Source organism: Nocardia arthritidis, from assembly GCF_011801145.1.
Classification (GTDB): Bacteria; Actinomycetota; Actinomycetes; order Mycobacteriales; family Mycobacteriaceae; genus Nocardia; species Nocardia arthritidis_A.
In genome coordinates this window covers 6,785,854-6,800,321 of the sequence record NZ_CP046172.1, presented here as the reverse complement: position 1 = coordinate 6,800,321, position 14,468 = coordinate 6,785,854, and the positions used below count along the sequence as shown (strand labels likewise).

Sequence of the window (14,468 nt, the reverse complement as noted above, 5' to 3'; positions counted from 1 at the left end):
GGTGGGGCGGCTCGCGGGCGAACTAACATAGCGACGTGGCGACCGAACTCTCGCCGCGCCGTGCTGCGGAATTGCATGCGGCGGTGGTGGATGCCTGTGCGCAGATGAATTTGGCCGCGGACGGGGCAGAGCTGATCAAGTACACCGTCAACGCCGTCTATCGACTGGCGGCGCCCGTCATCGTGCGAGTTGGGTCGGGAGATGTCGGACAGGCCCGCGGTCAGCGATTGGTCGAGGTTGCGCGATGGTTGGCAGACCGCAACGCACCGATAGCGCAACTAGTTGAAGGTGATCAGCCGGTTCATGTCGGCGAGCGATACACGGTGACGTTCTGGCACGAGCTTCCGGTGAAAGAAGATTGGACTGCGCAGGATCTGGTTAGCCCGCTGCGAGCGCTCCATCACCTCGTTCCTGATGAGTCGGTACCTGCATGGGATCCGTTCGAAACGGCTCGGCGTCGGCTGGCCGGCGCCGATCCATCCATTCCATCCGGTGATCTTGCGTGGCTTCGTGACCAGTGGCTCGCGACCGAGCAGGACTACCTGGCGTCAAAGCGTGCGATGCCGATGGGGGTCATTCACGGCGACCCGCACATCGGAAATCTGCTGCTAGACGGAGGTGGGCGGGTCGTGCTGTGCGACCTCGATGAAACTGGAATCGGCCCGCTCGCATGGGATTTGGTTCCGCAAGCAGTTGGGGCGGCGCGATTCAACCGCGCCAGCTTCTATAGCCAGTTCGTCGACGCCTACGGTTCCGATGTCCGCGATGAGCCGTATTGGCCGGTGCTCGCTCGTATCCGCGAACTGATCATGGTCACCAGCGTCCTACCGGATTTGGGTCACCGCCCAGACGTGGCTGCTCAGCATGCTCACCGACTGGCGACACTCCGGTCGGGGCGCACGGCGGCACTGTGGCAGCGGTATCAGTAGCGGCCCAACGCTTTACAGCTGGTGTGCTGTATTTGGTTGCCGCACATGCCGTATTCGCCGGTCGAGCCCATGTTGTATCCGACGTAAATTCGTGCCGTTGAGATCCCTCCTGTATCGGCGCTTGACTCGGTACATGCTTGCAGGTCACAGGCAGTGCGCTGAGGTGTAGGCGGATTGTTGTGTGGCTCTGCGGTTGTCATTGTCGACGCGACGCCAACGGTCTGTATTCGCATATGGTCGTCGGCTCGGGTCGACAGCGCTGCGGTGATGGAACCGTGGTGGTCCGAACGGCCGACTCCTCGGATAGCCGAGGCCAGCAGGGGTGATAGCGATGCAGCTAGTGCCAGGTGCCGACAGGATGCTCTCGGCGTGGTGGGTCGGGGGAAATTACTTCACATTGCCGTGGCTGCCCGGAAGGACGGTCTCGACCGAGGTGGCATCGGCAGCTGTACAAGCCGCGATGATTCTGCGCGGTGCGCCGAACCTTGCTGAATCTTGCTGGTCGGAAGTGAGGAATGGGGCTGAGCTGCTTGGCCTTACGCCTCAGCAATTGGCCAGGCAGTTGGCTGTGGACTGTGATATTCCGGTCCCGCCCCGTACCCGTGGCTACTGGGTTCCGCTGGGGTGATCGGCATGTTGCCGGATGCGTATTCCCTCCTTGCGGGTTCGCCGATGATGGCTGCAGACTCATCCGAACCGAAGACGTCGTTGACCGGTATACTGCCACGGGCGAATGTGTTGCTCGCTGCTCTCCATCGGTCGTGGGAAGTTGAAACGGATCCTGAATTAGCGCGGTGGGCGTACCGGCTCGGTGTGCTCTACGCGCGGCTCGGCGACGGCCCTCTCCCTGCTGATATCCGTCAGCGGGCAAGCAAGATCATCGATGAGGTGAACGACTGGATCGCGCGCACCATGCCGCGCGCCGTAGGTGGGGCGACGATGGCGCCGGTCTCGATGGGGGAGTTGGTGGCGTGGATCGCCCGGGCAGCGAAATGCTCTGAGCAGCTACCGGTTTCAGAAATACATCCGCTGTGGCGTCGGCTGGCTGAGCTGGTCCAGGCGTACAACGACCTCGTACGCGGTTTGGAAGCGGGCACCTGCGATTTGCCGACATACCTTCCAGAAACCGATTGGAGTTGAGTCATGTTTGCGGATTGTGGACGAAATAGTGGTTTCATGCAGTCATATGTGCAGGTCATCGGTGCCTTATTTGTGAATGCCGAGCGGATCGACTTAATAAATGAGTCCACTCATCCCGATCTTGCGGCAGGGCTTGTTGATACGCCCAGGCGACACCGTCGAGAGTGTGATGCTAATGGATGACTCGCGGATATCCGATACAACCCGATCCCGGTGTGCATACTATCGAAATGTATGCGGCATTCCTGCTGGCATAGATCCTGAGTTTGACCGAATTATTGTTCGCGCAGGTGTCATAGGCGCAATAACCATGTCAGCCGAATTGGGTGCATGTGTGCAGGATGCTATGCGATACAATCGCTGCACACTGGGGTCGATTATCTCGCATTCTAAATCTTGTCGCTGGACATTCCTGGTTCGTTCCGACATCTCGGCTGAAGACATCGGTTTGTTCGCAGAGACGTTCCGTAAAGTGGGACAGAGCCTTTAGATACAGTCCCGAGGGCAGACGGTGCGGGGGCTCGTCGTCTTGGAGGTCGGTTCGCCGGCCAGCGGGTCATTCGTCCAAGTGGACGATCGCGACGATGTATCTCGGGCATGAGGCGGCGTGGCTGATCCAAATGTGACGCCAGCACGGCGAGTAGCCGCTGAGCCGGGCGGTCGCTGGTGCGAGATGCGGTGCGGCGCAGAACATTCGCTCATCGACGTAAGACATTCCGTGTTATGCGGTTCGGGCAGCAGTCCTATACTGGCTACAGCCCACCCGAGTGAGCTGTAGCCGCATGGCGGGCGTTCGCCGGAGCCCGCCAAGTGCTGTCATTGTTCGTGAACACCACTTTCTCGCGACCGATGGTGCCGTCGAGATTCGTGAACAACTTCAGGCACCCCACCGACAGGAGCGTCATCAGTTCCGGCGCATGGCGCGCTGGACTTGCTCGCGTTCGGTGGTGATTTGTTTGCGTCGTTGTGCCATTGCGGCTGAAGGTGATTCGCCTGTTGCCAGGGCTTGGTAGACGGCGAGTACGTCTTCGAGGGCATCGCGGGCGCCGACTCCGGCAGCGGGGGTGATGGCGTGGTCGGCGTCTCCGATGAGGAGTGCGGGTGTGGTGGGTTCGGCTGCATTGTCGAGGGGGACGTTGCGTGCATTGCTGACGTGCACGACGTCGGTGTTTTCGATAAACGCTTGGGCCAGTTCCTGATTGGATGGTGTCGTTTCGAGTACGGCGTCGGCCCATTCGTCGACTGGTCGCAGGCCGAGGTCATCGCCGTCGGTCAGGGGTTCGCGGGCGATGCGGAGGAACCAGAGTGCGTTGTCGTCGCCGGGGCGCCAGATGTGTCCGAGGGTGCTGAATGAGCTGTTGTCGGGGGCGGTTTCGGCGAAGAAGTGCAGTACGGCGGGGTCGGTGGGGAGGTCCAGGGGTGCGGTGGTCATCCCGTAGAGCACGACGTCACCGGCGTACACCGGTACGCGGTCTGGCTCCAGACGGGTCCGCACGACGGAGTCGATTCCGTCGGCACCGATGATCAGATCGTCGACGGTGATGGCCTGATCGCCCTGATGAAGGATGCAGCCGGATCCGTTGCGGGATACATCGGTGATGGGGTGGCCGTAGTGCAGTTCGGCGCCGGAGGTGTCAACGAAGTCGGTCAGGATCTTCATCAGCGCGCGGCGCATCCAAAAGCGATGCCCAGCGCTAGGCCGTCCACCGCTGAACCCGGCGCTGTTCCGGTACTGAAGCTCCACCAGCGGACACGACGCTTCGTGCAGCTCGGCTTCGGATACGCCGAGGGTGGTGAGTGCATTGTGGCCGCGGCCGTCGATGAACAGGAAAGCGCCAGCGCCGGGCCCGGCAGGCTGTTGCTCGTAGAGGGTGACCTGCTCGCCGTGCCGTGCGAGGGCTCCGGCGAGAACCGAGCCTGCGATTCCGCCGCCGACGATGGTCACCATGCGGAAGTCTCCTTGCCTTGTCGGGAGTAGCTGCGGGCCAACGAGATCAGTTGGTCTCGGCCGTATGCGCCGGAGTCGGTGAGGATCGGTACTGCCTGGACCTGGTTGGAGGGTTGATGGAGGGCGCCGATGCCCCGTAGTTGTTGTAGCGCTGCCGCCACGGAACGGGGGTTTTGGTATTCCTCGGGGTTCAGTTCGGCGGCCAGGCGCGGGCTGAGCGTGATCAGTCGGTCGCGGCACTCGATGAGCGCGGTCATGCGTGCGGCGTGCGGTTTCAACAGCAGGGGAGTCCAGCCTGTCCGGGGGAAAGACAATTCGGGAGCGACGGTGCTGAGATCATCGCGAAGCTTGCGCATGTCTCGGGTGTCTCGCCATGCATCGCGAATCTCACGTAGTTGTCGGGCGCGATGGGCGATGGCCACGGCGGCCCAGCTGATCACCACCAGTACGCAGCCGCCGTTGAAGCCGACGTAGATGAACGTCTTCAGCGGTTCACCCACGGTGCCCGGCGGGCCTACCGTCGCTAGCGAGTCGGGGGTATTGCGGCCGTTCCAATAGCTGATGGGGGTGACGATGCCGACTGCGGCCAGCAGCCAAAGGCCGGCTGCCGCCATGCCGAGCGCAACGCGCAACGCGCCGAAGGCACGGCGGGCAGACCGAGCTGCGAGCAGGCCGCCGACGGCTGTCGCTACTGGGAAGAACAATGTGCTGGCGAAGTACCAGCGCAGAGTGTCGGAGTGCTGGAAATCCCACAGTTCGCGACCGGGTGCGACCTGGAAGGACAGCCCGAGAGCAATTCCGCATGAGATGAAGCCGATACTGGCCACGAGAAGGACGAGATTGCGTGCTTGCCGGGTATCGGCGGCAACTGCGTAATAGGCACACAGCGCCACCAGCATGATCGCCAAGCAGATCACCTGCAGCGACAGCATGATGTACACGCGCCCGGTGCCTGCTCTGGACTGAGCATGCGCGATGGCCTCGAAGATCAGGCTGCCGCATGAGCCCAGGATGGCCACCGTAATGATCAAGGACGCGGTGGTGGGGCGGCGGCGTGTCATCTGCCAGCAACGCCAGAGCGCGATGATCGCAACGACGGCTATCCGCAGCGGCAGATTGGTTGGAGAGTCGTAATTCATTGTGGGCGAACCCCTTTCACCACGCGAGTCGGTCTTGAAGAGTTCGGGAGAGGCGTTCGGCGGCCGGATCGGGCTGGACTGGCAACTGGGCCCCGGCATGTAGATCGATCCAGGTACTGATCAGCCGGGCGACGAACTCCGCATCTCGTTCAGCCAGATTCGAGTAATCGCCGGTGCGGTGAGTACCGGCGACGATGGAGTCTCCGAGATCGAGAGTGCCGAGGATGATGTGGGCGACCTCGTGCATCAACAGGTGCAGTTGGTGTTCGTGGCTGGTGGCCGCCTGGACGAATATGTGGAACTCCCCATGCTCGGGGTCCACGATGACGAAGCTGAAGAATCCTGGTACAGGGAATGAATACAACCTGATGTGGATTGGTGCATCGAGTCGCCGAGACAACGCGTCGACGATTGCCTCGTGTCCATCAGCGGCATCGACGCCGAGATTGCGGAGTAAGTGGGCGACCTTATGGCGCAGCCAGAAGTACCTGGCCGGTAATCCGGCCGGGGGTGGCACGATCAGCGGCGCATACAGGGTCAGCCTCCCGTTTGGTTTGTCCCCCGGTGCTTCTCGACAATTGCCAGCAGATCCATGAAAGTTCGGACATCTTCGTCCGACAGTTCGGATAGACGGCGCGCCGCAAGCCGAATCGTCGGGTTCGCCTCAAGAAGGCGAGCGAATTCCTCGCGCCCTGGCGGGGTTGGCGCAGGCGCGTCGACCGGAGTCGGTTCGCCGCCGTAGAAGGTGGCGGAGGCGCTCCCGGGCGTCCAGCGCAGGACGGGGTCGTACTTGCCGAGTGTGGTTGGCGTCGGCGTGTGCGGCGAAGTGCCATTCTCTATGTGATTCTGCGTCATCACGCTGGGGCCGCCCGCGGCCTTGACGTCACGTTGCGTCATGCCAAGGGCTAGCCGACGAGATCTGACGATTCTGCCGAACCGTTCAGCGGCACCCTCCATGAGCAAGATTGTATCTCTCCTGTGGTCGAATCCAAGGTTTTGCCCAAGAAAAGATCAGTTTTGTGGTTTTTCTGTTGTTTGTTTATTGCAGACCATCGGGTCTGGATCTACTGTGAGCTATGCCACAGCAAACGTGAGGAGTGGTGCTCGGCAAGGAGGTGGTGCCATGGGCGACAACGTCAAACGCTCGTCGGGGCGTACGCCGGTTCAGAGTTGCCGGGGTTCCAGCTGCGGTCGGGTAAGCGACGACCCTGTCCTGAAACAGTTGGGCGAGCTCGAGGCTCGAATACGCCTGGTTATGGCCGTTCGTCGTCGTCAGCTTGCCGACGAACGAGCTGCTTCTCGATTCGATCGAGGCGGCGGTTGATCGCGGCTATGGCCTCGGCGAGTTGGCCGATGTCTTCGGTTTTGGCGAGTTTGCGTCGCATGCGCCCGAGTTCGCCGATGGTTTTGTCATCGGCGTCCGGGTCGGGGGGTGCTTCACCGTTCAGGATCCGTTCTAGCCGGTCGCGGGGCCAGCCGAGGGCTTCCGACGCGGTCGCCAGCGTCGGTCGGGTCGCCTTGCGGGGCGGTTCGTCCTCGAGGAGGTTGCGGATCGTCATCGGCGCCAGGCGGGACTTGTGGATGAACTCCGCCTGGGTCATGTCCAGCTCGGCCATTCGGTTTCGAACGGCGGCGGCGACAGCTGGCCAGTCCTTGCTCACTAGGACCCTCTCGGTCGGCGATGTGAGTCAAGGTTAGCGCCTGTTTCGCAGCTGAGGCGAGATTGCGAATTGGTGTTCGCCACCCGCATTCTTGACAGCTCTAATTTAAGCGCTAATCTCAGAACTAATTGACTCAAAGGCTTCGGCAAGGAGGGCTCATGGACACCGATCGAACAACCCGTGGTCGACGGCGTGATGCGAGCAGCGGACGGCTTGTTGTCGCTGGATGTGTCGCGGTTCTGACCGCAGGCGCTGTCGCGGCCGTCCCTGGAACGGTGGCTTCGGCGGGAGCCGATTGTCCGGCCTTGTACGCCCTCGGAGTGCAGGGCACAGGGGAGTCCTCGCCGGATGCGGCACCGACAACCGATACGGGGATGTTGTCGACGGTGTTCCGTCCGTTGCTGGCGAATGCCGGGGATATTGTTGCGCGGGAATACATTCCGTACGAGGCGAGCTTCGGCGGCGCGACGTCGGGTGGTTCGGCGCCCTATGCGCAGTCGGTAGCCGGTGGGCTGGATCGGCTGCGGGACAGGGCTCGTGAGATCACACAGCGGTGTTCGTCGACGCGGCTCGCGCTGGTGGGCTATTCCCAAGGCGCGAACGTCGTTTCGATGTTCGCCCAGGACATCGGCTCCGGTGGTACCGGCGTTCCGGCGGATCGGGTCGCCGCAGTGGCGTTGTTCGCAGATCCAACGAGAAATCCTGGGGCATCGGTGTTTCCAGGTGCGCCGGACAAGCAGCGGCCCGACCCGGCGCCCGGTACATCCGGCGGTGCCGTGGCTGCGATTCCGGTAGTGACCCAATCGCCCGTCGCGGGCGGTGGAATCGGGCCGCAGCGTGACCTTGCCGCCAACTTCGGCTCGCTGACCGGTCGGGTAGCGACGTTTTGCGTTCCGGCGGACCTGGCGTGCGATGCGCCGGACAACGCGCCGGTTCTGCGGGCGGTAGCGAATATCGCTGGCCAGTCGGAACTTTCCGGAGGAGATCCGGTGGCGTCGCTGTCCTCGATCGCGCAGGCGCTGGCATTCACCGCGATCAAGACGGCGACCGCGGTGGTGAACGAAGATATTCAAGGGCAGTCGCTCTCGGAGCTGTCGATCACCCCGAAGAAGTCGCTGTCTCGCAGGATCGCTGAAGCTTCCGATCCACGCACACCGGTCGATGTGAATGCCGCTGTTCGGGCGTTGATGAAGGTCGGGACGATTGGGCTCAACGCGGTGGTGACCGTCGCTCGCACGATGCTGACGCCGTCGAATATCGCCGAGTTGACGGCCGTGGGGCTCAGTGATCCTGCTGTCGCACTCGCGCTGTTCGGGCAGAAACTGGCCGGAGCCGTAGTACAGCTGGTCCCGCCTGCGACATCGAATCGGTTGGTACAGCAGGCATTTCAGGTAGTGACGGACAACGTCACCGACAACTCGGATCTGCTGAATACCGCAACGTGGGTTCGCTACTGGGACACGATTCAGCGCCATACCGCATACGGTTCGACACCGGTCGCGGCGAACGGTGAAACCGCGGTTCAGTACGTGGCCGACTGGTTCGCCGCCGCGGCGAAAGACATCGCCGGTGCTGGACAGGCGGTAGGGAAATGAACACGTCATTTCGAGTCGGCATGGCTTGGTCCGATACCCGGATTTCTGTCGATCGGGATTCGGAACCGAAGGGAAGCAACGTAGTTCGCCGTAATGGCGTCGATTGTCGTTCTGCCGCAGTGCAACTGGAGCTGGTCCGATGCTGACCTGGATTGATAATCGTCACCGTACGCCGGCGATTGCGGGAGTTGTCGCACCTCCGGCTCATCGGAGAGCGCCGATCTGGGCGGGCCCGGTTCCAGTAGGGGAGTGTCAGCCGCTGGCGTGGTTGCTGGGTGCGCACGGCGGCGCCGGAGTGAGCTGTCTCGAGCGGTGTCTACCGCACACGGTTGACTGCGGCGGGCGCTGGCCTGCGGTGATCGGTATGGAATCGCGGTTCGTCGTTGTCGTGGCTCGGGAGACGATCGTGGGCATCACCGCGGCACACGATCTGCTCCGGCAACACGCCTGCGGTCTTGCTGGTCCGTCCACTGTCCTTGGATTGGTGACGGTGGCTGCTCGGCCGGGTCGGCTGCAGTCCGACATTCGCCGCTATCGCAGCGTTGTGGCCGGGTTGGTCGAGCATTCGTGGCGGGTGAACTGGCACAACGAATGGCTCGTCACGCCGATCAAGGATCTCCCCGAGTGGAATCCGGATTCGTCCACACGCCAGCGGAGCTCCCATACAGAGGCATTCATCCCCGGTGATGTCGTTCGGCTGGGAACCGAGCTCGATGCGGCCGTCCGTGATGCGGTCGCTGCATCCGGTGCCTGCGCTGATCCGGAGGGAGGGTTCGACATTGCCTCCTAAAGCGCGAGTTATGCGAAATCCGACCGTCCCGGCGGTAGGCGGGTGTCCAACCGCCGCGGGCTTGAACGTGGAGGTTCAGAGATGAATAACGTTTCTAGCGCGCCTAAAGGTCCTCGGCACGTCGCGGTGCCCATGATCGGTGCCGCTACATCGAAAAGCCAACGAGGACAGCGCTTCCGCAATCCAGTCACAGTCGGATTGCCACATCGTCGGCCTTGTTTGTGGGTGACATCGTGAACGCCGGGCCGCTCTTGGCCGACATGGTCGGCTACTGGCACACGCAGATCACCCAGATTTCGCCGGAGGCTCCGCCGGGATCGAACGGTCTGCTGAAGTTGATGCGGTGGCTGATGTGGGTGGTTCTGCTCGCAGGAATCGCCGGAATCATTTATGGCGGTGGGCGTTTCGCGTGGGAGCGCTGGAACGGCGGCGCGCTGGAGTCCCCGAAGATCGTAATCGGCGCTTTGGTTGGTGGTGTCATCGCCACGTCGGCGGCGGCGATCATGAACGCGGTGGTGACGGTTTCATGAATATCCTTGCTGATCAACCGATTAACGCATACAAGCACCTCCCGTCCGACGTCATCGAACCATTCACCACACTGCTGAGTTGGTTGCTTTGGGTGGCACTCGTCGCCTGCCTCGGATGGCTGCTGGTGGCGGCCGGGCGGATGTGGATCATGCGCCACGAAGGCCAGGCCACCTCGTCCGAAGGGCCGCACGGGGTCGTGATGAGCCTGCTCGGCGCGATCGTCGCCACCAGTTCCACCGCGATTGCCCTCGCGATCCTGTCGTAACCACGTGGCTACGGGAACGGAGGTTTCCGGATGAATACCAAAGGTAGACAGCGCAATTCAGTAACGCCATGTCGGTGGAGCCTGGCGGGTCGCGAAATCGCAGTGGCGTCGCTGGTGCTGACCGCCCTCCTGGTAAATAGCTGCGGACACCAGGCCGAAAATCACTCCGAATCGCAGGCTGATTTGCTTGCGCCGCCGACGAATCTGCGGTGGGTGCCGTATCAGGGCATCGCGTTGCCACATGCGGATCAAGGTCCTTTCCACGAAGAAAGCGGTGCAGCAACAGGATTCGCGCACTCGCCACAAGGAGCTGCGCTTGCGGCCATCACCCACACGGTGCGGTTGTCGGTTGCGCCGGACGGCCAGTGGCCGCATGTCATCGATGGCGAAATCGAGCCTGGACCGGCTGTCGATGCATGGGCGGTCAACCGAGTACTGCTATCGATCAGTGGAACCGCGTCACCGAAGTCGGCCCCAAGGCTCATCGGCTATCGCATTGCCAGGTATCAACCTGGAGAGGCCGCGGTTACGGTCTTCACCGAATATCCGGACGCTTCGCGCACTGCGAATGCGGCAGTCGTCGTGTGGGACGGCAATGACTGGCGCCTGCGGCTTCCTTCGCCGCAGGCGACGACGGATCCAGTTACTGAAATCGCCGAGTTACCCGCGGGCGCTGTCGCATTGGCGGCACCGCGATGAAGGCGGCCGACGGAGGTGCCGATCGCCGGAACCGATGGACGTCGCCATCCACCATCGCGGCGGCGATCTTCGTAATGCTGATTCTGCTCGGCGGACTATTCGCGGCCGTTGCCCGGCACGGATCTCGTGGCGCGACGGGCTCCGTCACTGTCGCACCAACTCCGTCGTTGAGAGCACCTACTACGGGATTCGGGCCACCGCAGCTCGATATGCTCGGCCGCCGCGTTGATGTGCCGAACAATACTGCGGGACAGCCACTTCCGCAGTACCCGGCACTTCAGCGCACACCGGCCGCTCCGGATTGGCTGACCGGAGCACCCTACGGTGTCCGTGATCCGGGCGGTTGGCAGCGCGTGTTCGGAGCATCCGTACCGTTTTCGACCTCCGACGGTCCGGCGCGCGTCGACGACGGCCTCGTCGTCGGCTATACCCACACGCCACAGGGCGCCGTGCTTGCCGCTGCTCAGATCTACTACCGGTCTGTCGCGCACCCCAGCGATCGCGCGTTATACGTGCGTCAGATGATGTTGACCGAGTCTCAGAAGACCGAAATCGACAGGGATAGCTCTCATCTGCCGCAGCTGTGGCCCGAAGCTGTCACCCGATATCTCGTCGCCTCCGATGCGTTCCGAATTCCCAGTTACAGCGCCGATTTCGCGGTCGTGGAACTCGCTACGCCTGCCAACATTGTCGGTGCTCGGACATGGCGGGTGATCCGGTTGGCGGTGACGTGGGTCGACTCGGACTGGCGGCTGACGGTACCAGCGGCCGGATCGGTATCCCAGACGCTGACCTCGCTCGAGGGGTGGACGCCATGGTGAAACGCGTAATCGTCGCACTGGCAGCCTGTTTCGCACTGACATTGGCTGTGCCGAATACCGCACTCGCGCAGCCGGATTCAGGCGGCAACACATATGGGTTCGACGCAACGTGTGATCAGCTGCACGACATGCTGTCGAAGATTCCTCTCGGAATCGGATCAGCACTCGGTGATTCGGCGTCTGCGCTGTGCAAGGGCGGCAACGCCGCGAGCCATCCGCAGGACGTGCCGGGTGCCATCGCGGACAAGGCATGGGATTCGGCCTTCGGCAAAGTCGTGGATTCCCTGCTGGAAGGACTAGGCCAAGCGCTCACCTTGTCACTGGTTTGGTGGACCAAACTGCCCAACGAGCAACTCGCCGACAGCGGATTGTTCACAAAGGTCTCCGACTACACCTATGAGATTCAGCTGATACTCCTGATCGCTTCGACGATCGTGACCGGTATCAGGCTGGCGGAGGCCCGCCGCGGTGCGACGCTCGACCAAGCGGCCGAAGGATTCCGACTATATGCGCGAGTTGTGTTGTCGTCATGGATGTTCGGAGCGATCATTGTCGTCGGCACCCGCGGAGGCGACCGGCTATCGACCTGGTTGATAGACGACGCAACCGGAGGCAACGCCAAGGGCATCGCCGAGCTGATGGTGAAAACCAATGAATTGCAAGCTTTTTCGCCAGGGCTGATATTGGTCGTAGCTGTCGTCGGGCTGCTCGGCGCCTTGGCGCAGTGTGTGCTCGCGGTGATTCGACAGGGCCTATTGATCGTTGCCGTCGGATTCGTGCCGGTGGCGGCGGCAGCTTCAGGGCTGAAGATCGGGATGCAGTCGTATCAGAAGCTGATCGGCTGGGTGATCGCCTTCCTGCTGTGGAAGCCGGTCGCCGCTGTCGTCTACATGATCGCGTTCACAACCGCTGGATCGATCGGCGCTGAGTCTGCATCAGATACACCGAATTCGGAACAGGCACAACGCATCCTGGTCGGTGTCGTGTTGTTGTGCAGTGTCTCGTTCGTCCTTCCTGCGTTGATGCGGCTGGTCGTACCGGCTGTTTCCACAATTGGTGCCGGTGGTTCCGGACTCGGTGCTGCTGGAGTGGCTGCGTTGGCCGTTGCCGCAGCGGCTACTGGCGGGAAGGCGTTGGGGGCCAAAGGAGCAGCCGCGCCCGGTGCCGCCGGATTTGTATCGGGCGGGGGCGGCCCTCGCCCGTCGGGTTCGGCAGGTGGCGGTAGAGTTCCGCCGCCCAACTCGCCGCCGCCTCGCCCGGCCCAAGGCGGGGGCACGGCTACTGGCGGAGCAGTACCTGCCGGTGCGGGTGGGCGCACTTCCTCACGGCGATCGTCCACGGCGGTTGCTACAACCGGCACCCTGGCGCGGAGTGCGGATCGTGCCGCTGGGCGATTGACCGGTGACAGTCCGAGCCAGGCTCGGCCATCGGGGGTGATTCGCCGATGACTACGCATGTGTACGAGACCGCCTCGACCTACGAGCGTCGCTCCTACGGATTGTGGCAGCGCCCTCGCTCAGCGGGATTGTTCGGATTGCGTTGGGGAGAAACGGTTCTCGGATTCGTGGTCGTAATCGCCGCGCTGCTGGCGTGTGTGATTGTGGGTGTTCGCGTCGGTCTTGTCGTTGCAGGCGCGGGAGCGGTCGCTTTAGTGCCGCTCGTCTGGCGCCACGGTGGCCGATCCGGATACGAGACCGGCTGGATTCGACTCCGATGGATGCTGGCCCGGCGGCACGGCGAGCACATCTACCGCGGCGGGCGGTTCTCCCGCATCCCTGGTGGCACGACCCAGCTACCCGGGCTGCTCGCTGGGGCTCGTTGCTATGAGGGGATCGATTCCGGCGGATACCGCTTCGCGATGATCCACCTGCCGAAGTTCGCCCAATACACTGTGGTGCTTCGGGTTTGGCCACAAGGCCACGAGGCCGTCGATCAACCGCTCATCGATCAGTGGGTCGCCGCATGGGGAACGTTCCTCGCCTCGCTCGGCCAGACCAGCGATATCGCGGCAGTCACCACGCTGATCGATACGATTCCGGAAACCGGGAACCGGCTGCTGGCCGAAATCGACGCCATCACCCGCTCGGGTGCTCCAGCGATCGCGAAGGCGGTGATGGCCGAACTCGCGGAGGAACTCCCGACAGACGGAGTCCAGCTATCCGGCCGATGCGCGATCACCTTCACCGCCGCCACGGCGGAACGGCGCAAGAACCCCGCCGAACAGGCCGTCGAGATCGCTCGCCGACTGCCGGGCATCTGCGCCGCGCTGGCCGATGCCGGAGTCCGGGCACGACCGATGAACGCCGGAGAGGTGATCGCGGTCGTTCGACGCAGCTACGACCCGGCCGCGCAAGCGGATCTGGAAGTAGCGGCAGCCGACCCGGAGGGCCACGGCCTGGATTGGTCTGACACCGGCCCGGTTTCGCACGAGGAGAGGTGGGACCACTACATCCACGACGGCGGCCGGTCGGTGACATGGGAGATGGACGCCGCGCCGGAGGGAACTGTCGACGAGCATGTGTTGCAACGGCTTTTGGCTCCGAACCCGCAGACTCCGCGTAAGCGCGTCGCGCTCGTGTTCCGTCCGCACACCGCCGCGGACGCTGCCGAGATCGTCGATGACGATTACAAGAACGCCCTCGTCGCACAGCAATCCGAACGCGGTGTCGTCTCGGCGGCGGCGGTGTTGCGCGTGGAGGCTACCCAGCACACCCGCGAGGAGCAGGCGCGCGGGCACGGTCTAGCTCGCTTCGGTGCGCTGATCACGGTCACCGAACCGCTCGACGGTGACCTGCCGGGAATCGAAGCAATCGTTCGAGATCTGTCGACGCAGGCCCGATTGAAGATTCGGCGCTGCTACCGCTACCAAGCCGCCGCGTTCGCGGCCTCGCTCGGGTGCGGAGTGATTCTGCCTGAACATGCCACCGTACCGAAGGCATTGGGGTGATCG

At 62.9% G+C, this 14,468-nt stretch carries 15 protein-coding genes; 10 read left to right on the top strand and 5 right to left on the bottom strand.

The window, feature by feature from the left end:
- Positions 1–35: 35 nt before the first annotated feature.
- Both F5544_RS30805 and F5544_RS30800 read left to right on the top strand, forming a co-directional pair.
- Positions 36–929: a phosphotransferase gene (locus F5544_RS30805; RefSeq protein WP_167476419.1), complete on the top strand. Its 894-nt coding sequence runs from the start codon at positions 36–38 to the stop codon at positions 927–929.
- Between the two features lie 624 nt (positions 930–1,553).
- Positions 1,554–2,069, top strand: coding sequence for a hypothetical protein (locus F5544_RS30800; RefSeq protein ID WP_167476418.1), 516 nt, complete (start codon positions 1,554–1,556; stop codon positions 2,067–2,069).
- A gap of 904 nt (positions 2,070–2,973) precedes the next feature.
- Here the strand turns inward: F5544_RS30800 and F5544_RS30795 are convergent.
- From F5544_RS30795 to F5544_RS30775, 5 genes are all read right to left on the bottom strand, one after another.
- On the bottom strand, positions 2,974–4,017 hold the full coding sequence (locus F5544_RS30795; RefSeq protein WP_167476417.1) for an FAD-dependent oxidoreductase: 1,044 nt from the start codon (positions 4,015–4,017) through the stop codon (positions 2,974–2,976).
- Entirely contained in the window at positions 4,011–5,156 is a 1,146-nt protein-coding gene (locus F5544_RS30790) for a DUF6545 domain-containing protein (protein WP_167476416.1), read from the bottom strand. The genes F5544_RS30795 and F5544_RS30790 overlap by 7 nt, the downstream gene beginning before the upstream one ends.
- Before the next feature lie 16 nt (positions 5,157–5,172).
- The gene (locus F5544_RS30785; protein WP_167476415.1) at positions 5,173–5,673 is read right to left on the bottom strand and encodes a hypothetical protein; all 501 of its coding nucleotides are present in this window, start codon (positions 5,671–5,673) and stop codon (positions 5,173–5,175) included.
- A gap of 20 nt (positions 5,674–5,693) precedes the next feature.
- A complete protein-coding gene (locus tag F5544_RS30780; protein WP_238846754.1) occupies positions 5,694–6,053 on the bottom strand; it encodes a hypothetical protein in 360 nt (119 codons plus the stop codon).
- Between the two features lie 356 nt (positions 6,054–6,409).
- Positions 6,410–6,772: a hypothetical protein gene (locus tag F5544_RS30775; protein WP_167476413.1), complete on the bottom strand. Its 363-nt coding sequence runs from the start codon at positions 6,770–6,772 to the stop codon at positions 6,410–6,412.
- 350 nt (positions 6,773–7,122) lie between these two features.
- On the opposite strand from F5544_RS30775, the gene F5544_RS30770 reads away from it, so the two are divergent.
- From F5544_RS30770 to F5544_RS30735, 8 genes are all read left to right on the top strand, one after another.
- Positions 7,123–8,412, top strand: a complete 1,290-nt coding sequence (locus F5544_RS30770; protein WP_238846753.1) for a cutinase family protein — start codon at positions 7,123–7,125, stop codon at positions 8,410–8,412.
- A gap of 139 nt (positions 8,413–8,551) precedes the next feature.
- Entirely contained in the window at positions 8,552–9,202 is a 651-nt protein-coding gene (locus F5544_RS47340; protein WP_342760386.1) for a DUF6668 family protein, read from the top strand.
- Between the two features lie 260 nt (positions 9,203–9,462).
- Positions 9,463–9,732 (top strand): hypothetical protein, encoded by a 270-nt coding sequence (locus tag F5544_RS30760; protein WP_167479591.1) that lies wholly within the window; start codon positions 9,463–9,465, stop codon positions 9,730–9,732.
- Positions 9,729–9,998 (top strand): hypothetical protein, encoded by a 270-nt coding sequence (locus tag F5544_RS30755; protein ID WP_167476411.1) that lies wholly within the window; start codon positions 9,729–9,731, stop codon positions 9,996–9,998. Before F5544_RS30760 ends, F5544_RS30755 begins: the two co-directional genes overlap by 4 nt.
- A 30-nt stretch (positions 9,999–10,028) precedes the next feature.
- Positions 10,029–10,697, top strand: a complete 669-nt coding sequence (locus F5544_RS30750; RefSeq protein ID WP_238846751.1) for a hypothetical protein — start codon at positions 10,029–10,031, stop codon at positions 10,695–10,697.
- 209 nt (positions 10,698–10,906) lie between these two features.
- Entirely contained in the window at positions 10,907–11,518 is a 612-nt protein-coding gene (locus tag F5544_RS30745; protein ID WP_238846750.1) for a hypothetical protein, read from the top strand.
- Positions 11,512–12,966 carry a hypothetical protein gene (locus tag F5544_RS30740; protein WP_238846749.1) on the top strand — a complete coding sequence of 485 codons (1,455 nt, stop codon included), beginning with the start codon at positions 11,512–11,514 and terminating at the stop codon, positions 12,964–12,966. The genes F5544_RS30745 and F5544_RS30740 overlap by 7 nt, the downstream gene beginning before the upstream one ends.
- Positions 12,963–14,465, top strand: a complete 1,503-nt coding sequence (locus F5544_RS30735) for an SCO6880 family protein (RefSeq protein ID WP_167476409.1) — start codon at positions 12,963–12,965, stop codon at positions 14,463–14,465. Before F5544_RS30740 ends, F5544_RS30735 begins: the two co-directional genes overlap by 4 nt.
- The last annotated feature ends 3 nt before the right edge of the window (positions 14,466–14,468 follow it).